The organism is Maribacter zhoushanensis (assembly GCF_029350975.1).
Taxonomy (GTDB): domain Bacteria; phylum Bacteroidota; class Bacteroidia; order Flavobacteriales; family Flavobacteriaceae; genus Maribacter; species Maribacter zhoushanensis.
In genome coordinates this window covers 1,452,653-1,478,014 of sequence record NZ_JARKMR010000001.1, presented here as the reverse complement: position 1 = coordinate 1,478,014, position 25,362 = coordinate 1,452,653, and the positions used below count along the sequence as shown (strand labels likewise).

The following is a 25,362-nucleotide window of genomic DNA, read 5'->3' as shown; positions in this document are numbered from 1 at the left end:
AGTCTTAAAAATAAAGTTTTTGCACAACAAATTAACAAATATAAATTAGATAGATACGAATACAAATTAGTCAGTTATACTTGGCAATAATCCTTTTTCTTAGAAGTTCAGTTAACTACAACAAAGAAGAAATTATGGGATTATTCAGTAAAAAAGATGCTACAACAGTTTTATCAGAAAGATGGATTAAAGAGGGTGAACAATTTAAAAATCAGCTAAATGCATTTTTAGATGCTATTTACAAAGGTGGTGATGGTCCTGAAGAACCAAATGAAACCAGAGCAGATATGGCAGAGTCCGTTTATCATAAAGCCATAGAACTGAACAAAAATGGTGAGCATAAGAAATTACGCGAATTATTTCCGCCAGCATATGAACCGTTCCAACAATTTTATGATGGTATCTCTAGAAGTATCAATCAAGTCATAGTTCTAAAAGATGATAGAATTGTAGTACGTGCAGATGGTAATATCTACTTAGATAACGGCAACGTCTATTTGTTAGAAAACGACAAAATAACCAAGCAAAAAGGAGTACGTGCTATAGGAATTTCTGCCAATAAGGAATATGTAGTTAAAATCACTAAAAAAGAAGTTCAGGTTTATAAAGATTGGGATGCCGATCCAATACATATTTTTAAATATCCTAAAGGGTACGGAAAAGCAACAGAAAACATTAAAGTTGCAAATTTTAAAAAAGATGGTCTTATTGTTCTAAGTGCTATAGTTTTTAATGATGGCAATAGAGTTTTATTAGCAACTACAAATGGTATATTTATAGTTGGTGACCAAGGCAGCGAATGTGTATTTCCAACACAGGAAATGCTTCCTTATTTTGTTGAAAATTTTTATGAAGAATATGACGAAAATGAAAGTTTTGAAGTCAGCCTAGATTATTTCCACGCAGCCTTATCAGCAGACAATACTAAAATTGCCACGGGCTTTCAATCAAGTGAGCATTTTATATTGGAAGAGAAAGACGGTCATTTCCAAACCATAGGTAAAGTTCAAGCTCGTTCAGAATACCCACATACAGTGGCTTTCCATGATTCTTTAGACCACATTGCCTTAGGTTCTTGCCATTATCAACAAAGTGGCGTAATAGGTATGGATTTAAAACATCTACCTATTGAAGCAAACACTTCTTGGTATCAAGATTTTGATGAGCGTTTTGACCTTATGAACGATAATGCTTGGATATTTTCTATACTACCATTTAAAGATGGTTATCTGCTAGGTGCAAACAACGGGTACATTTGGTATTCTAATCCTAAAGATCCAAAAGACAAAGCTTATTTACATGTTGGTGGCACCATTATGAGTATGGACTATTCTGCCGATAAAAAGAGTTTGGTTATTGGTACTTTTTCTGGTTATGTCATAAAGTTTGATTTAACAGCAACAGAAAGAGACAAAACCTTAGTTACAGATATGAATGTAAAAGAAACCAACCGCTGGGTAATTTGGCAAGATATTGAGCCTTTGATTTGGTAAAATTCGTAAAATGAAATTTTTAGATAATACATATATGTTTTGGGGCGGCTTAATTGCCGCTAACATTCTTATGTATTTATGTACCATTGCAATAAGCTATACTTGGTCTAAAGTTTACAACCACAAAACTCTAGAGCTTACAAAGCATGATATTTATAATAGTTTAGCAGTTATGGTTATTAATATTTTGATAGCCATACCTGGTTACTATTTGTACAACAATCAATATATTAGGTTTACCACAGATGCTAACTTTATAATAGATTTTATATTACTCTTTTTTACTTTTGATTTGCTAATGTACCTACTACATTTAGTATCTCATTTCATTTGGCCGTTCAATAAATTTCATGACAAACATCACGCTCATGAATACTTCAATGCAATTAGTTTATATGTAATGGCACCTTCAGAAACTATATTATTTGGGTTGCTTTTAACTGCCTGTGCTTATTTCATTCAACTTAATCTCTATAGTTTTCTAGCTTTTCTATTTTTAAACTGGGTCTTGGGTGTTATAGGGCATTTAAATACCAACGCTACCAAGCAACCTTGGCTTTTTGGCAATCATGTTTTTCATTTAACTCATCATCAACAAGCCAATCAAAACTTTGGTTTCTACACGGTTATATGGGATAAGTTATTTGGCACCTATTATAAGCATTGAGGTTATAAAAAGAATAAGGTTATGCAGATTTTACAATTTAATCCAGGTAAAATGGTTTTAATACCCTTATTTATAATTGTAGGAGTACCTTTAGTATTAATAATACTTGCTGTAAGTGCGTTTATAAATAAAAGAAAAAAAAGAGCCTTATGGTTTATTTCTTTTACTATTATGTATGTAGTTCTATTATATATTATAATGTGGATTGCAGACGGAAGCAGTATGGCAAGATTTTAACTTAAAAGTTTACAATAAACGGTAGTCAAATTATTGATAAAACTTTTACCATTTTAATTACATCAAAACCCGATACAAGGTAAGATTAGTTAAATTAAATATGATGTAAAAATGGTGGACTTAAAAAATTAACGAATTAAAAAGGTTCTAAAATATAAAGTAAAATAGTACTACTTATATCTACTAGTTAAACAAATAAAAGTGATAAAAACACCATATTTAAAATTAACATTACTGCTATTTATAGTAGGTACATTATTTTATAATTGTGCTAACACTAGTAAGGAAAAGAACATTTCTTTCTATCACTGGAAAGCTAAAGCAACATATAATGAAACTTATAAAGAAGCATTGACTTTAGCTGATAGCAAAAAGGTTTACTTACATTACTTCGACCTCAATTTAGTAGACAAAAATGATACGGAAAATGATGGTATTTACCCTGTATATCTATTAAGAGAAGTAGATGAAGCGTATCAAGATTATGAAATTGTACCTGTAGTATATATTACAAATCATGTTTTTAAAGACAAAATTGACATTAAAGGTTTAGCTGAGCGCACTACCCGATTAATACATGAAATAAGTGAAAAGCAATTTCAAAAAAAACTAAACATAATTCAGATTGATTGTGATTGGACGCAGACTACAAAGAATGCCTATTTTGAGTTTTTAAAATTAATGAATAATGAATTTGAAGTATCTACAACCATAAGGTTACATCAGATAAAATTTCAGAAACGAACCGGTATTCCTCCTGTAAAATCAGGAACATTAATGTTGTACAATATTGGTGATTTAAAGAATAGAAATGAGAATTCAATTTTAGAAAATAGAATAGTACAAAAATATATAAATTCAAATACCAGCTACCCTTTAAGATTAAGCCTTGGATTGCCCCTTTTTTCGCAAACCATAGTTACCAACACGTCAAATAAGATTAAAATTATAAAAGACACAGAACGTTCTATTTTAGAGAAAGATTCCCATTTCACAAAAGTAGATGACACTAACTTTACTGTAGTGAAAGACACTTTATATAGAGGTTTTTACCTGAGTAATGGGTATAATTTAAAACTAGAAGAGTTAACTGAAAACGAAATTATTAACTTATACAAAACCGTTAAAAATAGTAAGTTGAAGATTGATAATATTATCTTTTATCATTTAGATGACCATGCTTTGAACAGCTTAGATTTACAAAAAATAATAACCGAATTATGAAAAATACACTCACGTTAATAACGCTATTTTTCACTTCAATAACGCTGGCTTGTGTTGGCGGAGAATGGTATGGTGGCTTTTATAATCTATTTAAACAAACTAATATTTCTGCAGAAGAATTCTATCCTTTTTTGCGTGATGAATACAACCATTTTTATGAAGAGCATTATTACTATAATGCAAACGCTAAAAAAGTCTACCCAAAAGGAAATGTACAACTTTGGGAAAGTATGCTTACCAACTGGACTACTTCAGAGATAGAAAATGCCGTTTATAACTATCCTGATTTTGATTGGAAAAACAAAAAATCAACTTTAGAAATAGATGTAAAAAACTATTTAGCATTTGCTCAAAAATGTAGCGAAGTATTCTCTTTTAGAAGCGCGGTTAGCACCTGGGACTATGAGGCAGCTTTATTAAAATCAGAATATGAATCTTTAGATGCAGAAGATTTAGTATCCGAAGCAAATACACTACTAGCCACAATAAGTAATGAACAATTAAAGGCAAGGTATTATTATCAAATTATCAGAGCATTGCATTACACTAAAAATTATAATGAGGCTATTGCATTTTTTGAAAATACGATTGAAGATAAAGTAACTAAAAATGAAATATATTATTACATATTAGACCAAGTTGCAGGTTGCCATTACTCAACAGGTAATTATGATACTGCAGCCTATTACTTTACCAAGGTTCTTAACAATAGTATTGACAAAAAAAAATCTGCTTATAACAGTTTTAATTTTTGCACTTTTAAAAACGTAGACGGTTCTAACTACATAAATGGTATAGAAGATGAAAAAGACTTACTGCTAATTCGTAGCCTACGTGATTTTTCAGATGAAGTAAACAACATTAAAAAGTTTATTGCTTTAGATGCAAATGATGCTCGTGTAGAACTACTTTTTATGCGTGCTTTAAACAATGTAGAACGCATTGTTTGGGAAACCGATAGTTATGAGCATAAAAAGGAATTACCATATCTAAAAGCTAATAATAAACACGCTAACTTATTACAGGTAGCAGAACAGCAAATAGCTTTTGGGGTAAAAAATAAAGATTTCTGGAGAATGGCCAGTTCTTATTTATCCTTTATAAATAAAGATCTTACTACAGCCAAGAACAAATTAAACGAAGTAAAGACATTCTCTGATCAAAAGAAGATATTAAACATTGTTTATGAGGTATTTACTTGGAAAACTATTAGCCCAGAAAATGAAAATTACATTCATAAATTTTTACTAGAAAACCCAATTAAGAAAGATGAAAGTGCAGAAGATTGGCGTTTAATTATCTTAGATAAAATAGCACATACCTATTTAGACAATGGTGAAATTGCTAAATCGTTTTTAGTTCATAATAGCATACAGAATACCAATAAAATACAATCATTAGAACTTTTAAATGATTTAGAAAAATTCTATTTAAAACAAAATAAAAGTGCCTACGAAAAGCAACTGATTCAAATAAGTACAAATGATAAGGTAAACTATCTAGACTACATCAATTACCAAAAAGGGGTGTATTATTTATATGAACAAAACCCTACGCAAGCATTAGTATTTTTTAATAAAAATAAAACGTATGTTGGCCAGAAATCAATACCTGCATTAATTTTTAGTAACAATATAAAAGAATGTTTTGATTGTGTAGATAGTGAGGTTATGGTAGATGAAGTTTATAAAGCCTTCCCTTTTATCACCAAAACATTTAATAGAAAACAACTAGCAGAAAATTTGATTGCTTTAGAGCAATTAAGGCAAGATGAAAAACAATGGAAAGTAAAGTTAGCCAATTACCTATTGGGTAATTATTACTTCAATATATCTAACACAGGGTATTATAGAGGGCTCTTAACTAGTAATTCTAACTGCTGCAGTCATAGTTACACCTATAACGATCAAATTAAAGAAGCAGACGCCATAATCAAAAATAAAGAAAACTATAATTTATCTACAATATTTCTACATGACAAAACCTATTTTGATATGAGTTCTGTTGCCATGCAGTATTATCAAAACACCATAGACCTTTCTACAAATAAAGAGCTTAATGCACGGTGTTTATATCTAATGGCTAAGTGTGAATTAAACAATTTTTATAATGTAGGCGCTTCAAAAACTTTTGAGGTAAAAGAGAATGCCTATTACACTTTTAAATTACCCCAATATAAAAGCTTCAAAACTTTAGAAAAAGAATACTCATCTACAGATTTCTATGATATGATTATTGATGAGTGTAGCTATTTTAAGCTGTATACATCGCAGTAGTTCAGTAAATAAACCTAATGAATATATTAAAGACAACGTCGATTTTTAAAATGTAGTTTTAATGCGATAGTAATAAATAGAAATTTTTAAGTTGGGAAAAAGTGTATTGAGAGAATAAAATTTATAGTTATCCAACATATCTAAAATAATGAATTTACCTGTTCAAAATACTTATCCTCTACCCTTTTCTTACACTTGTAAACTAATTTACTACGCATATAAATTGTTTATAGGTAAAAGAAATATAAATAGCATTTTAGGGTTATATATATCCAATTAATTCACAAACCTAAAAATAGTATCTATGTTAGAAATTTTAGCAATTGGTTATTTTACCAAAAAAATTAGAGCAATAGCTGAAGAAAAAAATATAAAACCTAGTAAATGGATTTGGAGATTGATACTTACTTGGTTCGGTGTAGAAATAGTTACTATAATTTTAATTTTTGCACTTACAGATACTGATATAGACGATGGTATTTTTATAGCAGTTTTACCTGCATTGTTATTAGCAGCATTAAGTGCTCTATTTACTGTAGAACAACTTAAAAAACAACCAGACCAAACTTCTGACAAAGTTAACACTCATGTAATTGAAGGGTGAATTACATAATGACCAAACGCCTTTTCGTATAAATTCATAGTACTTACAAACTAGATGTTTACGCTTATCAATCAGAATTGCAATAACTAGGAACTATAGCTATTATTGTTTTTGAAGGCTTTTTAATACCAGTTTTTCAAATGAATATAGCAAACCAATATCGTTCAGTAATACAATGGGAAGATCCTAATGAAAAGGAGCTTTTTATCAAGTTCACAGACAAAGGAGATGAAATTAAAAATGCATCAAAGTTAATTTTACAACCAGGTCAAGGTTGTATTTTAACCTATGAAGGTAAGGTACAAAGTGTTTTAGTTGAAGAAGGAATGTATGACCTAAAATCGGACAACACTCCGTTTTTGACTTCTTTAAAAAAGCTTCTCTCTTTGCGTGAACGTAGTGAACACGTTATGGGAATTTGGTTTTATAGAAAAGCTGATATTTTAAATATGCGCTGGGGTACTCGCGTGCCTATTGCATATACTGACCCCATTTACACCTTTCCTATATTGCTTTCTGCCTTTGGCAATTACAGTATTAGAATAACAAAACCACAATGGTTTTTTGAAAATGTAATAGCGGGGCAGGAAATATATTGCCACTCTCATTTAAAAGAAGTCTTTATTTCAAGAGTAACACAACCCATTACAGATTATTTGGCCAATGCAAAATTCTCTTATGTTAACATTGATAGCAATTTAAATACAATAGCTATTGAGGCAAAAAACAAAACAACTTCTGTTTTTGCCGATTTAGGTTTTGAAGTGCTTGATTTTAGAATAGAAGGTTCACAGTTCGATAAGGATACTGTAGAAAGAATAGCAAAAATATCTGATGTACAGGCAGAAGTGTTGGCCGCTAAAATTGCTGGATTGGAATACACAGAAATGCAGCGAATAGCAGCAATGCGAGATGCAGCGAATAATGAAACCGGGGCAGCAGGTGTACTAATGGGCTTAAATGCCGGCACTCAGGCAAACTCAGCATTGAACCAAGGCGTTCAACAACAAACATCTAATGAGCCCCCAATGATCAAACTTAAAAAGCTAAAAGAATTGTTTGAGATGGAGTTAATAACAGAAAGCGAATACACAGATAAGAAAAAAGCAATTTTAGATAGTATGTAATAAAAGCATATCTTCAAAAAATCTAAAATTCTTTACATTGATGTACTTTGAGTTCAGAAACATGAAACAAACAATAGTAGCTCTTCTTCTTTTAATCATTGTTTCGTTTAACTGTTGTAACAAAAACACTCAGAACAATACATTCACCGATAGTGAATTTTTAGAATACATTTCTGACACCAACTTAAGACCGTCACTTCAAAAAATAGATAGCTTAATTAAATATGAGGATTACTCAGATAAAAGAAGGGCTATTTTATTTCATGAGAAAGGAAGGTTATTGGCGACCTTAGAAAAAGATGTTGAGGCAATTGGCAGCTTAAATGAAGCGCTGTACTTGTTTCAAAAAGAATCTAACAAAGAATACCTAGCTAAGACAAATATGCTTTTAGGAGATTCTTATGCTATGATTTCAAAGCAAGATACCGCTGCCATATATACCAATACCGCTTATAATTTCTTTAAAGAGATCGGAGACAAAAAAGGAGAAGCCAAAACTTTAAATTCCTTAGGTCACCTTTCTTTTTTGGCAGGAGATTATAATGCTTCTATTGCGCACGTAAAAAAAGCCATAGACCTACAAATAGCATTGAACGACAAAGAAACTTTGTCTGCTTCATATAACAATTTAGGTTTTATACTTGAACAAACAGAAAATTATGATGAGGCTATATCTTACTATGAAAAAGCGATAGAAATAAATAATAAGATCGATAGGTTAAATACAAACGCATTAAGAAATTTAGGCTATGTTCATTTAATACAAGATGACCCTAAAAAGTGTATAGCCATTTACCAAAAGGCGCTAAAGATTGAAGAGCGTACAGAGCACTATCTCATTCAACAAGAAATTTATGAAGTATTGGTTGAAGCTGCGGTAAAAGATGAAGATTTTAAAAGTATACCAGAGTTAATTAGAAAGAAAGACTCTGTCACCCAATTATTGACTTCATATGAGAGTGAAGAAAAAATGAAATTGATCAATAGAAAAAATGAGCAATTCATTGAACAAGAAAATTTAAAAAAAGAGTTAGAACTAAATAAAAAGAACAAGATAATATTAGGTGCAATTTTAAGTTTTTTATTAGCTCTTGGGCTTTACGTTTTTCAGAAGAACAGAAATTCAAGACTAGAGCTAAAACAACAAAAATTAGAACTAGAGCAAAAAATTCTAAGAACACAAATGAATCCGCATTTTGTATTTAATGCACTTACCGCTATACAAAAAACGTTCTTTGACGAAGACCCTATAAAATCCAGCACCTACCTTACTCGCTTTGCCAAATTGGTTAGACAAAATTTCGATGTAGTGAACAAAAAGCGAATTACATTAGAAGAAGACCTTGACATTTTAAAGAATTATATAGAAACCCAACAATTACGTTTTGAAAATAAGTTTGATTACGAGATAAACATATCTGATGATATTGAGGTATCAATAATAAAATTACCTCCAATGCTATTACAACCTTTTATTGAAAATTCAATTGAGCATGGTTTAAAGCCGAAAAATGAAAAAGGGTTACTTCAAATAAATATTACAGAGCAAGAAAAATATACCCATATAGAAATTATAGATAACGGTATTGGCTACAATAAAGAAAAGGTTAGAGACAATCGCGAGCATGCTATAGACATCTTCTTAAAACGTCTAAAATTAAGAGACTTAGGTGAAGAAAAAAAGTTTTCTATAAAAGCTCTAGACAATAATAAAGGAACCAAAGTATCCATATTTTTAGACCTGCGCCCATGATTAAAATTGCGATTATAGATGATGAAATCAATGTTAGGGAATTGATTAAAAAAATGCTCAAACTAATATCGAGCACATATGTTGTAGTAGGTGAAGCCGCTTCAATTAAAAGTGCAAAAACCATGCTTACAAGCTGCAAACCAGATGTAGTGTTTTTAGATATTGAGCTTGAAGATGGTAATAGTTTTGATTTATTAGAGCAAATTCCCCAAATAGATTTTAAACTTGTCTTCATAACCGCATTCAACGAATTTGCCATACGGGCATTTAAGTACAATGCTTTAGACTATATACTTAAACCTATAGCACCAGATGAATTAAAAAATACATTAGAAAGGGTAAAATCTATGGTTTATGTAGAAAAGGAAACCAAAACCCTCTTAAAAAACTTAAAAGATAATAAAGCATCTACTATTCAAAAAATTGCTCTTAAAACAGCAAAAAAAGTACATTTTCTAGAAGTAGACACTATACTTTATTGCCAGTCAGACGGATCGTATACCAAAATAGTCACAGAAGATGAAACTATTCTGGTTTCAAAAAACCTGAAACATTATCAAGAACTTTTACCTGAAGATATTTTTATAAGAACTCATCAATCATATTTAGTAAACAAAAAACACATTCTTAGCCTTGAAAATGATTCTATTCTCTTAAAAAACAATGACGTTGTCGCTATTTCTGCCAGAAGAAAAGCAGAAATAAAAGCCACACTATTAAATGAATAGGTAATAAAATTGTCGAATATCAATTAAGACACTACACTTATCAATTGGTCTGGTACCATTACACTTTTCTTATATAATTCTTGTTATTTAGGTTTCAAAACCAACAAAGGCCACTAAGGCTTTGACCAACCTAAAATGACTAAAATTTATTATAAAAAAGAGAATCTACTATTATGGTATTTTCTATTGGCAGCGGGCATAGGTCTGCCAATATTTGGATGGATATTAATTGAATATTTTGCATGGCAAGCTCTTCCCCTTATTGGTATTTCCATTTCTAAAATTATAAGTATTTCCAATAATCCTATTATACCAGTAATTGAGTTAAGTGATGAAGGTATTAATCTACTCTCGTCACAAGACAAAAACTTCTACCCTTTTACCAACATTAAAAAAATAAATTTAGACAGTCGTGCCTTAAACGGATATATCAAATTAAAAAATCCGGATAAAAAAGTAATTCTAGATTCAGTAGCCATTTCTATAACAGACCAAAGAGAAATCGCTGATTTCGTCAACCAAAAAATATAACACCCCCACAATATGTTTAGAATAGCCCCTACTCTAGCTGTTAAGAAACGAATAGGGAGACAATATGCGATATTGTTCTTTTTTCTCATTACATCTATTTCTTTTAGCCAAGTAACTCCTGCAGAGAAAATAGCCTTAGAAGCGGTTTATAATTCTTTAGACGGACCAAATTGGATTAGTCAGAATGATGCAGACAACTCCGATGATTGGGATTTCTCACAACCTGTTACGAGCGATTGGTACGGAGTAACAGTAGTGGGTAATAATATAACTAGTTTAGAACTTAGTCAATTTAACGACCAAAACAATTTATCAGGTAGTATTCCACCTGAAATAGGTGATTTTCCATTTTTAACAGAGTTACTTATAGAATATGCTGATTTAACAGGGACTAGTATACCTATAGAAATTGGAAACCTTACTACTTTGAAGGTATTGGAAATAGGTTATAATAATTTTAGTGGAACTATACCCTTAAGCTTAGGCAACTTAACGAACTTAACATATTTAGCCCTTGATCATAATGATAACCTTACAGGCTCTATTCCAACCGAAATTCAGAATTTAACAGAGTTAACCTTTTTAAGTTTAGCTGATAACAATCTTAATGGTACAATACCTGATGAACTTACTGAGCTAACAAAATTGCAATCTTTATACCTAGATAGAAATTCATTTACGGGTAGCATCCCTTTTAATATTGGTAATTTAACTTTTCTTGAACACCTATGGTTAAATGATAATCAACTTGATGGTGAAATTCCTTCATCTATAGGTTCACTTAATAGGCTAATTAACCTAAGAGCTTCTGATAATCAATTATCGGGTAACATACCACCTGAAATTGGACTGTTGTCTGATTTAACTTCGCTTTATTTACAAGATAATATGCTCACGGGTAGTATTCCGGCGGAAATAGGTGATTTAACTTCATTACAGTATTTATACTTAAGTGATAATCAACTATCAGGAAGTATTCCTCATGAAATAGGGGGAATGACTAGTATTCTACAAATTCACTTAACATCAAATATGATTACTGGTAGCCTTCCATGGCAACTCTCTAACTTACCAAGTTTACAGCAATTAAGCTTTCAAAATAATCAAATAAGTGGAAGTATACCGCCAGAAATAGGAAATAGTCCATCTTTAAGGTATATATTTTTTAGTAACAATTTATTAAGCGGGACGCTACCAGAAGAACTAGCGAATCTTTCAACTTTATTAACCTTACAGGTTGATAGGAATCAATTATCAGGTTCTATACCCAATTTTACAACATTGACCAATTTTAATAGCTTTTACATTACAAACAATGCTTTTGAATTTGGAGATTTTGAAAACGAATTTGTTTGGTATGACGATTATTTAAGTAGTTTTCAATACACCTCACAAGCACTTCTTGATGCCGTTGAAACAAGAAATCTAAATACAGGTACTTCTACCACAATGACTACTACATGTAGTGGATCACAAAATAATTACCAATGGTTTAAAGACAACTCTCCAATAACAGGTGCTACCAATGCCACATTAAATTTAACCAACCTGCAAACAACAGATGCTGGAGAGTATTATTGCGAGGTTACAAGTGATATAGTTATGGGGTTAACTTTAAAAAGAAATACAATTACTTTAAATGTTACCACAGTTGCAAAGTCCTTAAATGATTTTGTAACCACTTGGAAAACAGATAACCCAGGGACTTCTAGCAATACTTCCATAACCATACCAACTAACGGCACCGGCTATAATTATGATGTAGACTGGAATAATGATGGGGTTTTCGATGAGCTTGGTATAACTGGAAATGTAACTCATGATTTTGGCACTGCAGGCACGTATACGATAAGAATACAGGGCGATTTTCCAAGAATATACTTTAATAATGGATTAGATAAAGAAAAAATTACCGCTATTGACCAATGGGGTTCTCAAGTTTGGAGCAGTATGCAAAATGCATTCAACGGCTGTGAAAACTTAGAAGGTAATTTTACAGACAAACCAAATTTATCTATGGTAGAAAATACAGCCTCTATGTTTGAAAGTTGTCTTATTTTTAATCAAGACATAGGAGATTGGGATGTTTCTAATGTAGAGAATATGAATGCGATGTTTTATCGCTGTTTTGCTTTTAATCAAGACGTTGGAGGTTGGGATGTTTCTAATGTTACAGACATGGGCTGGATGTTTCAAAGTTGTACCGTTTTTAATCAAGAATTAGAAGATTGGGCAACAAAAACATCGAAAGTTACAAACATGGAAAACATGTTCCGATCTGCTAAAGCCTTCAATGGAAATATTACCAATTGGGATACTTCTGCCGTAACAGACATGTCCAATATGTTTTCAAGCACGGATAATTTTAACCAAGATATCGGAGGTTGGGATACATCAAAAGTAACTGATATGTGGCGAATGTTCACTGATGCTATAGCTTTTAATGAAAGTATAGGAGATTGGAATACAGGAAGCGTAGATAATACGGAACTTATGTTTTCTGGTGCTACGTCTTTTAATCAAAATATAGGGGCTTGGAATGTTACCAGTATTGAGAATGCTGAAAATATGTTTCAGTCTGTAACATTATCTACTACAAATTATGATGCATTATTAAACGGATGGAATTCACAAACCTTAAAACCTGGTGTACCATTTTCTGGAGGGAATAGTAAATATTGCGCTGGGGAAACTGCAAGGGATAATATGATAGCCTCTGATAGTTGGACAATTACTGATGCTGGCAAAGAATGTGCAGTCATCACTCCTTCGTGTCCAGTTGTAACTTCGCCAACAAATACAGCCACAGATGTTTCGATTAACCCTACGATTACATGGAATGCTTCAACTGGAGCAACTGGTTATAGAGTAATTGTAGGTACAAGTTCTGGTGGTACAGATATAGCGAATGAAATTTTAGGTAATGTACTAAGTTATACACCTACAAACGATTTATTAGAAAACACAACTTATTTTGTTTCTGTTTTTGCTATAAATAATACTGTTGAATCCACTTCTTGTTCTGTTGTTGAATTTAAAACCGAAACAATAACTACGGTCCCTAATTGCCCAGAGGTAAATGCACCATTTAACACGGCAACGGGTGTATCTATTAGTCCGACCATTACATGGAATGCCACAACAGGAGCAACTGGCTATAGATTAACTGTAGGTACAAGTTCTGGTGGTACAGATATAGTGAATGAGACTTTAGGTAATGTATTGAGTTATACACCTACAAACAATTTATTAGAAAATACAACTTATTTCGTTTCTGTTTTTGCAATAAATAATACTGTTGAATCTACTTCTTGTACAGTAATCGAGTTTACAACAACAGAGAATGCATCGCAGGCATGTAATTATGCTGCAGAGGTAATAGGTTTTAGTACGGAGTTTAATACAAACTCTTGGTCTGCACAACAAGCTTTAGGAGCATTCAATATATATCCGAATTATGGAGATTTAATAGGCACATGGGCTTCTAGAACCCAAGATGCACAAAGAGAATGGATAGAATTACGATTTGATAATCCTGCTCCCATAAGTGCTATACACATTTTTGAAACTTACAACGGAGGGGCAATAGACAATGTGCTAGTAAAAAATCCTAATACAGATCAATGGGAATCAGTATATACGGCAACTCCTATTCATATTACATGTTCTAGAATTTTAAAAATTGAATTTCCACAAACAACATTTGATGTTTCCGAAGTAAGAATAGAACTAGATAGCCCAGCGGTGCCAGGTTGGAATGAGATAGATGCTGTTGCAATTAACAATGGTGAAAATTGTTTAGGAGCAACCTATATTGATCTTGATAAACCAACTAATGTTAATTGTTGGGATGACTATCAATTCAATAGTACCTCTTGTACTTGGGAAAACCAAGGAACTCAAGAAGTGGAACCAACTGCTACAAATTGTTGGGATGATTATCAATTCAATACTACCTCTTGTTCTTGGGAAAACCTAGGAACTCAAGAAGTGGAACCTACCGCTACAAATTGTTGGGACGACTACCAATTTAATACTACCTCATGTACTTGGGAAAACCTAGGAACACAAGATCCTGAACCAATCGCTTCATGTGGTCAAACGGTAACGTTTAATTCTACAACCTGTTCTTGGGATGTTACCGGCACAGCTGACCCAGAGCCAACAACTGAATGTTGGCAAACCGCTACATTTAATAATGCAACATGCTCGTGGGAAGTAACAGGAACACAAGATCCTGAACCAATAGCTTCATGTGGTCAAACGGTAACGTTTAATTCTACAACCTGTTCTTGGGATGTTACCGGCACAGCTGACCCAGAACCAATAACAGAATGTTGGGAGACCGCAACTTTCAATAATGCAACTTGTTCATGGGAGATAACAGGAACACAAGACCCAGAACTACCGGCATCCTGTGGTCAAATAGTAACATTTAATTCAACAACCTGTTCTTGGGATATTACTGGCACAGCTGACCCTGAACCTGTAACAGAATGTTGGCAAACAGCTACTTTTAATAATGCAACATGCTCGTGGGAAGTAACAGGAACACAAGATCCTCAACCAATAGCTTCATGTGGTCAAACGGTAACGTTTAATTCTACAACCTGTTCTTGGGATGTTACCGGCACAGCTGACCCAGAACCAATAACAGAATGTTGGGAGACCGCAACTTTCAATAATGCAACTTGTTCATGGGAGATAACAGGAACACAAGACCCAGAACTACCGGCATCCTGTGGTCAAATAGTAACATTTAATTCAACAACCTGTTCTTGGGATATTACTGGCACAGCTGACCCTGAACCTGTAACAGAATGTTGGCAAACAGCTACTTTTAATAATGCAACATGCTCGTGGGAAGTAACAGGAACACAAGATCCTCAACCAATAGCTTCATGTGGTCAAACGGTAACGTTTAATTCTACAACCTGTTCTTGGGATGTTACCGGTACAGCTGACCCAGAGCCAATAACAGAATGTTGGGAGACAGCGACATTTAATAATGCAACATGCTCGTGGGATGTAACAGGAACACAAGATCCTCAACCAATAGCTTCATGTGGTCAAACGGTAACGTTTAATTCTACAACCTGTTCTTGGGATGTTACCGGTACAGCTGACCCTGAACCAGTAACAGAATGTTGGCAAACCGCTACTTTTAATAATGCAACATGCTCGTGGGAAGTAACAGGAACACAAGATCTTGAACCAATAGCTTCATGTGGTCAAACAGTAACGTTTAATTCTACAACGTGTTCTTGGGATGTTACAGGAACTGAAGCTCCTATAGTTACTACCCCAGCTGATGATAGTATCAACGTCTCTATTAATCCAAACATTACATGGCAAGCAGTAAATGAGGCTACTGGCTATAGAGTGATAATTGGAACTAGTTTAGGAGGAACGGAAATAGAAGAAACTGTAGTAGAAAATGAGCTGGAATATACAGTAACCAATTCGTTAGATGAGAACAGTACGTACTTCGTTTCTGTATTCGCGATAACAAATATGGGAGAGTCAGATCTATGTTCTGCAAATGAATTTACCACAGAAGAACTTTCACAAGAAGTAGAAGAAGAAGAAGAAATCATAGAAATTATCACAGAAGGTATTTCACCATTTTTTACACCAAATAATGACGGCTACCATGATACATGGAATGTGGAGGATAAGGATAACACGATAGACTACATTTATGTACTGGATAGATTCGGAAAAATCTTAAAGCAAATAAGACCTGAGTCAGAGGGTTGGGATGGCACATACAAAGGTCAATCAATGCCCGAAGATGATTATTGGTATGTAATTGTGCATGATTCTGGAGCTCAAGAAAGAGGACATTTTAGCTTAATAAAAAGGTAATAACAATGCAAAAATCAATTTATCTTTTTTTAGTAGGTACAAGTATGTTCTTAACTCAGTTTTTAGGAGCACAGGGCACATTACCAGTCTATTCAGATTATTTATCCGATAACATATTTATGGTGCACCCAACAGCCGCAGGTATTGGCAATAGTGCTAAAGTAAGGCTTACACACCGTCAACAGTGGAACGGAGTTAGTAACTCTCCTGCTTTACAAACCATAAGTATGCACAGCAGCATAGGGGATAACGCCGCTTTAGGCGGATTAATTTTCAATGATAAGAACGGATTTCATTCTCAAGTGGGGTTTCAAGGAGCTTATGCTTATCATTTAAATTTCGGAAATTATGAAGCGTTAAATCAATTTTCTTTTGGTCTTGCAGCTTCTTATGTTTTAAATAGTTTGGATCAACGAACTTTTGCTGATTTTGATCCCATTGTTGCTCAAGTAATTAGATCTGAAGCTTATTTTAATGCAGACTTAAGTTTTGCCTATCATAAACTAGATGGGTTTGTTTACTTAACCGCTAAAAATGTATTGCTTAATACGCGAGAAGTAGAAAACTCAGAGTTTAAATCATTAAACTTAAGAAGATATCTATTGAATTTGGGCTATTTCTTTGGTCGTGGACAGAACCTTCAATTTGAACCATCGGTAATGTTGCAATATGTAGAACTTACCGGAGAAAGTTTAGTGGACATCAATGCTAAAGTGTATCAAACTTTTGGCAAAACAGCCAGAGCATGGTTTGCGCTTTCATACCGTAGAAGTATAGAAAAAAGTGAAATCAAAAATTATAATCTTATTACCCCAATAGCAGGCATTGAGTTTGACAAATTTTTAATTTCCTATACCTACTCAAGTGAATTTGGAGGTTTGGTTGCAGGAAACGGAGGTTTTCATCAATTGACGTTGGGCGTTAATTTATTCTCCAATAGGCAATCAAATCGTGGTTACAATTCTAGATACAATACCTTTTTGTATAAGACGAATAATTGATCACTACCAAACACCTGATAATTTTCAATACGTAAACCGAAGCGCATATTGGGAAAATTGATTGCCCTACCAAATGAAAAATGCCAGTAACTATTTGGTCTAGAAAAGTAAATATTAAAGAAAAAAACTCTCCCACTTCTATCCACCTTTTAAAGGTATTCACTCTTCAAATGCCTATCTTTATCTTACACGTAAAACATGCGTAGCATAACAGCTAATAACCTATACCGTATACCAATCAAACAAAATCCTATTTAATTTTTAACGTTAGCCACGCAGTATCGAAATCTTGATAATCTAATGAATATGTTAAGTAAAGTAGCAATTTTGTATCAGGCAACACTCCCACCTATTAAAAATGGAATTCAAAAACCTATGAAACCTGGTGGATATTCAGATAGTGGAGCGGACATTGCTTACGAATTAAAGAAAAATGATGTTCACGTAGTTACTCCAATCAAGAATCCTAATGTTAATATTGATTTAGATTGGGTCTTTCCAGATACAAAAGAAGGTATTGAAAATGCAATAAGTAAAGGCGCAGACACCTTTTGGTTAAATACCGTTTTATATAAAAAGCATGAAATTGAACACTTTTTTGGTAAAAACCTTCAATTTATAGGGCAATTACCTGAAAAAGTGGACATTTATGACGATAAACATTTCACAAACGAAGTATTACGAAAAAATCAAATTCCAGTACCCAAATCACAATTAATTACTTCAGGAGACCTTAGTGATCATAAATTAAATTTTAATTTTCCCATGGTCGTTAAACCAATAAGAGGCCGCGGTAGTCAAGGAGTTACCTTAGTAACAAATCAACAAGAATTAGATAACAATCTAAAGAAAATATTCTCTAACAAAGAATAGGCAATGTCGCTGTAATTGAGAACAGTACCGTGTTAAGTGATGATGAACTAAAATCCAAAGAAATAGTAGCCGTTGTTAACCATTGCAAGAAATCTGGGGAACTGCTACAAATAAAAGCTCCAATTCGTATAGATTGCCGTGCAGATGAAAATGGAAAATATTATTTGTTCGATGTAAATTTGAAACCTAACATGACAGGGCCATCTAGACCTCATAGGCAAAACCAAGATAGTTTGGTTCTACTCTCTGCTAGAAAAATTGGATGGGATTATTATGACCTTTTAAAAAATATCATAAGACAATCTTGGAAAGTCTAAGACTATTTCACAAAAATTAAACCTTCACCACATAGTGCACCAACTCAAAGAATACGACTTAAAGTTATATTGAATATAGGGTTCAAATTCAATAGTATAATTTAATTGTGTCTTATTTGATACAACAAAGCATATCCAAAAACGTTAAAAAACAAAATTCAACAACTACAATAATATGGGGATATTCAAAAAGCTATTCGGTTCAAAAGATAATGAAGAACCAAAGAAAGAAACTCAAGATAAATCTACTTCTAAATCTTATGATGATATTGCTTGGATGACAGATTTAAGGCGAGAAAATTTAGATATTTGTTTCAATGCTGGCTTTAAACCTACCATATCCCTACCAACAGATTTGGGCAGACAATTAAGACCTGCTATAGAAATAGCAAATAGATTACATGCCATAAAAGCTTTGGTGCTGTGGTTAATGGTTCCTGAAGAAAGTTTACCAAAAGAGCACATCTTAAGTTTTGTCGATAATAACAATCTTCAAGATTTTATGACTCAGGATGAAAAAGCAATTTTAGACGTACCAAGAGATGATGAACAAGCAAGAAATGCTATTGGCTGGAAATTTGAAAATGCGTGGCCTCTGGCTTGGTATTTTGGTTACAAAGAACCTGAAATAACAGGCGAGATGATGTCAGGCGAACTTATGCAAGACATTTTAAGTAACTACACCTGTAAATTAGACCAAAGCGTGGCAGAGTGGGTAAAAGACAAAGAAATCGTCTCAGAAAATGATTTAATGCAGAAAGAAGACCTTTTCTATTGTCTACATAACGCAGTTAGAAGTGCTCAGCTAGGTAGTGATACCGTACCAACTGGTTTTGACCCAATGGGCAATGGTGGTGTTATTCACGAAAGAAGGCATTCTTTAACTTATATGGTTTCTAAAGATACTAGTTGGGAAGACACTGATTTGAGTACTTAATTTTTTAGACCAATAAATTAACGTTTTAAAATCAAGTATTTAACAATACAAAAAATGACCATATTCTCTTTTCATCTTGTCAAAATACCATTTGCTTTGGCAATTAAGGGGTTATTCGCAAACCCGGTAAAAAAGAATACAAAAGGTCTTGTACATGTCGAATATATGTCTGCCATGACATTAGGCTCACCTATCATATCTACTTCTAGATTTCTAATAACCCAAGTTGCCATTTTTGCACAGTGGGAAAATGAAGGTGCACTAGAGAACTATCTTAAAAATGACAAATTCGGTAACATTTTAAACAAAGGTTGGCATGTTCGCTTAGTATTTATGAGAGAATGGGGGAAAATTAAGGGATTCAAAATTCCGAAAGAAAAGGCGACATTAGAGAATGAATCATCTGCAGTAGTAGCTGTTACCATTGCAAGAATGAAACCTTTTGCCATACCGAGATTTTTAAAATGGGGCAGACCTGTAGAAAAACTGGTTAGAGACCATACTGGTACTTTACTTTCTTTGGCTTCTATTAAATTACCTAATACAGTATCGACATTTTCAATTTGGAAAACTGAAAAAGAAATGACCAGCATGGTTCATGGTCATAGCAATATGCCTAAACCAAAAAGACATTCAAATGCCATGAAAGAGAGAGATAGAAAAGACTTTCATTTTGAATTTACCACACTACGTTTTAAGCCAATATCTGAATTTGGAGAATGGAAAGGGCAACAAAATTTCATACCAACCGCTCAATTAAATAAATTTGAGTAAATGGCATTCGCATCTTTAAAACAAAACTTTCAAGATTGGATTACTCAGCAATGGGTAATTCTATTAGGTAAAAAAATTAGACCTGCAGATTACCAATGGCTTTTGGGTCCTTTTGGTAAAACTAACGGCATTGGCTTAAAATTTATTCAGCAATTAGCAGAAAATGAAAACCTAACCATCGATGATAAGCAAATAGACAAAGGCTTATTACAGTCTATTAGCGAATTAGATTTACCGGAACAAGAACTTAAAAACTTATCTAAAGACGTCATTGACTTTTACGAAAACACAAGCAATTATGATTTTGACTTAAATGTGAAATGGAATCCTGTTTTCAAGATGTTTGGTGGGTTATTAAAAATCTTATTTAGTAATCGCATTCAACAGTTAAATATCCCCATGGGTTCCGATAAAAACTCAGAAGCATTACAGAGTCAAATTATTCATTTAATAGACAAACAATCGAAAGCAGTTAAGCGAACAATATGGCTCAGAACTTTCAAGAAATCTGGTCAAGTGGTGTATTCTGGTGTATATGAACCGTGTACCCTACCGAATGGCACTAGTTGTATAAAAGCGATTTTCCCTTTGCCGAATGGCAGTGCAACGGTTATATTAAACCCCACCGTAGGTGAGAAAGGTGAACTTATTTTAAACTCATCGGGCAAAAAAATTGGAGACAGCGGATTTTACTTTCTACTACACGACGCTAAAGGTAACTTTTGGACAAAATTTATTAAATCGTTTAGAGATAAGCTTGTGGTAAGTTCAGAAAATGAACAAATAACTGCCATACAGACCTTAACTTTGTGGAATCTGAGAGTGTTACAATTTACCTATCACATAAGGCATTGTTAAGTTGTAATGAGCAACAGTTTTCAATCAATTTTAAAATTATACCCAAGTATGTCCGTTTACCAGAAAGTTGAAGCTTTAGCCTCTAAAGTATTTAATAAGAATACCATTTTTAGATTAGGTTTTAATTTATCCCCAATGTACAGAAGAAGTACTGCTAAAATAATTGAGGTATCAGAAAACTTATTACATGTAAAAATCATATTACCAATTAGCTACAAGAATAAAAACTACGTTAATTCTATTTTTGGAGGCAGTATGTTTGCCGCCGTAGACCCTATACCAATGATTCAGCTTTTGAGCATTATGGGAAACGACTATGTAGTTTGGGATAAATCTGCTGAAATATTTTTTAAAAAACCGGCAAAAGAAAACCTATATGCAGACTTTGATTTTACAGAGAAAGAACTTACCGACATTAAAGAACAAGTAGCTAACAAGAAAGAAATAGATATTATTAAAAATACCCAGCTTACCAATAAAGAGAAAACGATAGTTTTTTGTGAGGTCAAAAAAACTATCTACATAGCTAATAAAGATTACTTCAAACAAAAACTAAAGAACAAGAAAAAGTAGTAAACTATTAGTTGTTGGTCCATATAAATAATTGTTAGTATTAGCGAAGTCCAATTAGAAAATGCAGTTTATATTTTCTGACAATACCACTGGAATAAATTATAAAACTTTATAAAAATCTTCTCCTACCCTACTTGTCCTATATTTAAAGAATCGCTAAAACTTTAAATTATATGAACGTCACTCTTTTAAATACAGATATTCAATTAGAAAATGAAAGAGTGTTACTTCTCCCCTTTCATCATAAACGAAACCAAGAGCTTAAAAAAATAATTTTCCAAGATGATATTTGGGAGTTTATGGGGATGCACATGAAAACTGAAAATGATTTTAATGAATATCTCGCAAATACTGAAAAAGACAAACTGAACGCAGTTTCCTATCCCTTTTTAATAATAGATAAAAAAACCAACCGGGTCGCTGGTAGCACTAGATATGGGAATATAAATGTTGAAAGTGAAAAATGTGAAATTGGCTGGACCTGGTATGGAAAAGATTTTCAAGGAACGGGACTTAACCATGCCTGTAAAAATGAGTTACTAAAATTCGGATTTGAAAATATAGGATTTAGAAGAATACAGTTTAGTGCAGATGAAGAAAATATAAGATCACAAAAAGCTATATTAAAACTAGGAGCTACAAAAGAAGGTGTATTTAGAAACAACTATATTTCCCCTAACGGTAGTAGTAGAAATGATGTTTATTTTAGCATTATAAAAGAGGAATGGTCTGCAATTAAATCTGAGCGATTCTCAACTTTTTAATTGAGAAAAAACTCAAAAAAAATACCATCTACAAATACCATACATAGATAAATTATCTATATTTTTCCTCATCTTTGTTCTTAGCAGTTTAGACTTAAACTGACTATAAGCAAGTTAAATTGACAATAAAAAATAGCAAAAAACATGAAAAATTTATTCGTTCTATTAGTAATGACAGTAAGCTTTATGAGTTACGGACAAACAATTACCGGTCAATGGGAAACCTATGATGACGAGACCAACGAGAAAAAAGCACTAATCGAAATTTATAAAACCAACGACACCTATTTCGCCAAAATAGTAAATAGCTATAAAAGTGATGCAGACAAAGTTTGCGATAATTGTAAAGGCTCAAAAAAAGGTCAAAAAATAAGAGGTCTGGTCATAATTGAGGATATTAAAAAAGATGGAGATGAATATAACGATGGTACTATTTTAGATCCAGAAAACGGTAAAGAATATAAATGCTATTTAGAATTAGAAGAACCTAACAAATTGAAAGTAAGAGGGTATTTAGGTTTTTCATTATTGGGTAGAACCCAATACTGGATCAGAAAGCAATAATTTATAAATGCAAACTATACTTGGAGCCAACGGTCAAATCGCAATTGAATTAGCAAAAGAACTTAAGAAGAAGTACACTTCTAATATAAGGCTGGTCAGTAGAAACCCTAAAAAAGTCAATGATACGGACATGCTCTTTTCTGCCAATTTATTAGATAAGAAAAAAACCGAAGAAGCTGTAAAAGGAAGTGACATTGCATACTTAACAGTTGGTCTACCTATGAATACAAAAATGTGGGTAGACCAATTTCCTATTATGATGCGTAATGTAATAGATGCGTGTAAAAAACACCAAGCAAAACTAGTCTTCTTTGATAATACCTATATGTATGCACAGAACGAAACACCTTTAACCGAAGAAAGTAAATTTGCACCTGTTGGGCCAAAAGGAAAGGTAAGAGCAGAAATTACGAATATGCTTTTAAAGGAAATGAAATCAGGCCAGTTAGAAGCTGTTATATGTAGAGCACCAGAATTTTATGGTCCAGGTAAAACACAAAGCATTACCAATGCTATCATTTTCAATAATATAAAAAACAATAAAAAGCTAAAGGTATTTATTAGTGATAATACCTTAAGAACCTTAATTTGGACTCCAGATGCCAGTAAAGCAATGGCTTTAATTGGCAACTCACCAGACACCTACAATCAAACTTGGCACCTACCCTGTGATGATTCTCGCCTTACCTACAAACAGTTTATTGCTTTGACCTCTAAGGTGTATGGCACATCTTTTCAATACACTGTAGTTCCTAAAATTGCATTCACATTAGGTGGTATGTTCAAGGCTCAAATGAAGGAATTACAAGAATTGTTACCAAGGTACAAGCACAATAACATCTTCGTCTCCACCAAGTTTAAAAATAGATTTCAAGATTTTCCGGTTACCACGTATCATGAAGGTATTGAGCAAATAAAAAAAGAGTAGTTACCTAAAAAACAACAAAATAATACAAGGTAAATAATTGGTCAAAAGCAAATTATAAGTAGTTTAGAAACAAATTAATAAGTATTACTACATTTCTAAATAGACCTTTTAAAATGCAAACCGATCATTTTCTAAATAACATATTCTCACCTACTACATTTTCAGAAAAAGAATTAGAAGTAATTATTCCCAAGTTCAAAAAAGTAAGCTTCTCAAAAAACGAATATCTATTAAAAGAAGGAAAAATTGAAAACCATTATTGGTTTATTGAAAGTGGTTTTGCCCGTTCGTTTGTAAACGACACTAAAGGAAATGATATTACTACGGACTTTTACAGCCAAGGAGAAATCGCTATAGATTGGTCGTCATTTTTTCTTCGTAATCCTACACGGGAAAATATTCAAGCCATTACGGATATGGTATGTTGGCAATTAGATTTTGATACTTTTCAAGAACTATTTCATAGTATTGAGACATTTAGAGAACAAGGCAGAAGAAAATTAGTAGGTTCTTACTTCGCACTTAAAAATCAGCGTGTATCTTTTATAGCCGATGAAGCAAAGGATCGCTATCTACAATTACTAAAAGAAAAGCCTCATGTAATTAAGAATGTTTCATTACAGCATATAGCCACTTATTTAGGCATTACAAAATATTCATTAAGTCGTATTAGAAAAGAAATAGCTTCATAAAATACGTTTTTGTCATATGGCAACTATTTAATTGAATGTGCCACATATATTTGTTTAAGCAATGCGTCACATAGATGTTATTTTAAACTATCTACAAACTCATTTATAACTACTTAAACTAACCATATGAAAACAATTTTCAATACAAACACTAGCAATGAACTAATAGAACGTATACAGGCTTTACAAGAAATAGACAATGCGCAATGGGGTAAAATGGACAGTTATCAAATGCTGAAGCATTGTACGTTAAGTGAAGAATTGTTTCAGGGCAAAAAACAATATAAGAGATTGTTCATAGGTAAACTTTTTGGAGGAATGGCGCTTAAGGGAATCATGAAAAATGATAACCAAATGAGAAAGAACCAACCTACACATCCAGAATTCAAAATAACCGGATCAGGTGATTTTAATGATGAAAAAGAGAAATGGATTAAATTGCTCAACGATTATTCTAGTTTTTCAAACTCAGAATTTACCCACCCCTTCTTTGGGAAAATGACAAATGATGAAATTGGCATTTTTGTTTATAAACATACAGACCATCATTTAAGACAGTTTGGTAGATAATAA

Annotated in this window: 22 protein-coding genes; all 22 read left to right on the top strand. The window is 32.7% G+C overall.

Going from position 1 to position 25,362, the window contains the following annotated elements:
- Positions 1-134: 134 nt before the first annotated feature.
- The gene (locus tag PXD56_RS06350; protein WP_276492476.1) at positions 135-1,493 is read left to right on the top strand and encodes a hypothetical protein; all 1,359 of its coding nucleotides are present in this window, start codon (positions 135-137) and stop codon (positions 1,491-1,493) included.
- Between the two features lie 10 nt (positions 1,494-1,503).
- Complete coding sequence (locus PXD56_RS06345; protein ID WP_276492475.1) at positions 1,504-2,160, top strand: sterol desaturase family protein; 657 nt, start codon at positions 1,504-1,506, stop codon at positions 2,158-2,160.
- Between the two features lie 438 nt (positions 2,161-2,598).
- A complete protein-coding gene (locus PXD56_RS06340) occupies positions 2,599-3,621 on the top strand; it encodes a hypothetical protein (protein WP_276492474.1) in 1,023 nt (340 codons plus the stop codon).
- Positions 3,618-5,897 carry a tetratricopeptide repeat protein gene (locus PXD56_RS06335; RefSeq protein WP_276492473.1) on the top strand — a complete coding sequence of 760 codons (2,280 nt, stop codon included), beginning with the start codon at positions 3,618-3,620 and terminating at the stop codon, positions 5,895-5,897. The genes PXD56_RS06340 and PXD56_RS06335 overlap by 4 nt, the downstream gene beginning before the upstream one ends.
- A 304-nt stretch (positions 5,898-6,201) precedes the next feature.
- On the top strand, positions 6,202-6,501 hold the full coding sequence (locus tag PXD56_RS06330; protein ID WP_276492472.1) for a hypothetical protein: 300 nt from the start codon (positions 6,202-6,204) through the stop codon (positions 6,499-6,501).
- 140 nt (positions 6,502-6,641) lie between these two features.
- Complete coding sequence (locus PXD56_RS06325) at positions 6,642-7,628, top strand: SPFH domain-containing protein (RefSeq protein ID WP_276492471.1); 987 nt, start codon at positions 6,642-6,644, stop codon at positions 7,626-7,628.
- A gap of 61 nt (positions 7,629-7,689) precedes the next feature.
- Complete coding sequence (locus PXD56_RS06320; protein WP_276492470.1) at positions 7,690-9,381, top strand: tetratricopeptide repeat-containing sensor histidine kinase; 1,692 nt, start codon at positions 7,690-7,692, stop codon at positions 9,379-9,381.
- Positions 9,378-10,109, top strand: a complete 732-nt coding sequence (locus tag PXD56_RS06315; protein ID WP_276492469.1) for a LytR/AlgR family response regulator transcription factor — start codon at positions 9,378-9,380, stop codon at positions 10,107-10,109. Before PXD56_RS06320 ends, PXD56_RS06315 begins: the two co-directional genes overlap by 4 nt.
- A gap of 135 nt (positions 10,110-10,244) precedes the next feature.
- Positions 10,245-10,640 (top strand): hypothetical protein, encoded by a 396-nt coding sequence (locus PXD56_RS06310; protein ID WP_276492468.1) that lies wholly within the window; start codon positions 10,245-10,247, stop codon positions 10,638-10,640.
- A 12-nt stretch (positions 10,641-10,652) separates the two neighbouring features.
- Complete coding sequence (locus tag PXD56_RS06305) at positions 10,653-16,508, top strand: BspA family leucine-rich repeat surface protein (RefSeq protein WP_276492467.1); 5,856 nt, start codon at positions 10,653-10,655, stop codon at positions 16,506-16,508.
- Between the two features lie 5 nt (positions 16,509-16,513).
- Entirely contained in the window at positions 16,514-17,509 is a 996-nt protein-coding gene (locus PXD56_RS06300; protein WP_276492466.1) for a PorP/SprF family type IX secretion system membrane protein, read from the top strand.
- Positions 17,510-17,815: 306 nt separating this feature from the next.
- Complete coding sequence (locus PXD56_RS06295; RefSeq protein WP_276492465.1) at positions 17,816-18,382, top strand: ATP-grasp domain-containing protein; 567 nt, start codon at positions 17,816-17,818, stop codon at positions 18,380-18,382.
- Between the two features lie 29 nt (positions 18,383-18,411).
- Positions 18,412-18,699 (top strand): hypothetical protein, encoded by a 288-nt coding sequence (locus PXD56_RS06290; protein ID WP_276492464.1) that lies wholly within the window; start codon positions 18,412-18,414, stop codon positions 18,697-18,699.
- A gap of 175 nt (positions 18,700-18,874) precedes the next feature.
- The gene (locus PXD56_RS06285; RefSeq protein WP_276492463.1) at positions 18,875-19,636 is read left to right on the top strand and encodes a DUF4272 domain-containing protein; all 762 of its coding nucleotides are present in this window, start codon (positions 18,875-18,877) and stop codon (positions 19,634-19,636) included.
- Between the two features lie 54 nt (positions 19,637-19,690).
- Entirely contained in the window at positions 19,691-20,410 is a 720-nt protein-coding gene (locus PXD56_RS06280) for a hypothetical protein (protein WP_276492462.1), read from the top strand.
- Positions 20,411-21,268, top strand: coding sequence for a hypothetical protein (locus PXD56_RS06275; protein WP_276492461.1), 858 nt, complete (start codon positions 20,411-20,413; stop codon positions 21,266-21,268).
- Between the two features lie 48 nt (positions 21,269-21,316).
- Positions 21,317-21,841 carry a PaaI family thioesterase gene (locus PXD56_RS06270; protein ID WP_276492460.1) on the top strand — a complete coding sequence of 175 codons (525 nt, stop codon included), beginning with the start codon at positions 21,317-21,319 and terminating at the stop codon, positions 21,839-21,841.
- A gap of 173 nt (positions 21,842-22,014) precedes the next feature.
- Positions 22,015-22,605, top strand: a complete 591-nt coding sequence (locus PXD56_RS06265; protein WP_276492459.1) for a GNAT family N-acetyltransferase — start codon at positions 22,015-22,017, stop codon at positions 22,603-22,605.
- A gap of 144 nt (positions 22,606-22,749) precedes the next feature.
- The gene (locus PXD56_RS06260; RefSeq protein ID WP_276492458.1) at positions 22,750-23,169 is read left to right on the top strand and encodes a DUF2147 domain-containing protein; all 420 of its coding nucleotides are present in this window, start codon (positions 22,750-22,752) and stop codon (positions 23,167-23,169) included.
- 7 nt (positions 23,170-23,176) lie between these two features.
- The gene (locus PXD56_RS06255) at positions 23,177-24,097 is read left to right on the top strand and encodes an NAD-dependent epimerase/dehydratase family protein (RefSeq protein WP_276492457.1); all 921 of its coding nucleotides are present in this window, start codon (positions 23,177-23,179) and stop codon (positions 24,095-24,097) included.
- Between the two features lie 113 nt (positions 24,098-24,210).
- The gene (locus tag PXD56_RS06250; protein ID WP_276492456.1) at positions 24,211-24,789 is read left to right on the top strand and encodes a Crp/Fnr family transcriptional regulator; all 579 of its coding nucleotides are present in this window, start codon (positions 24,211-24,213) and stop codon (positions 24,787-24,789) included.
- A gap of 126 nt (positions 24,790-24,915) precedes the next feature.
- A complete protein-coding gene (locus PXD56_RS06245; protein WP_276492455.1) occupies positions 24,916-25,359 on the top strand; it encodes a DUF1569 domain-containing protein in 444 nt (147 codons plus the stop codon).
- Positions 25,360-25,362: the final 3 nt, after the last annotated feature.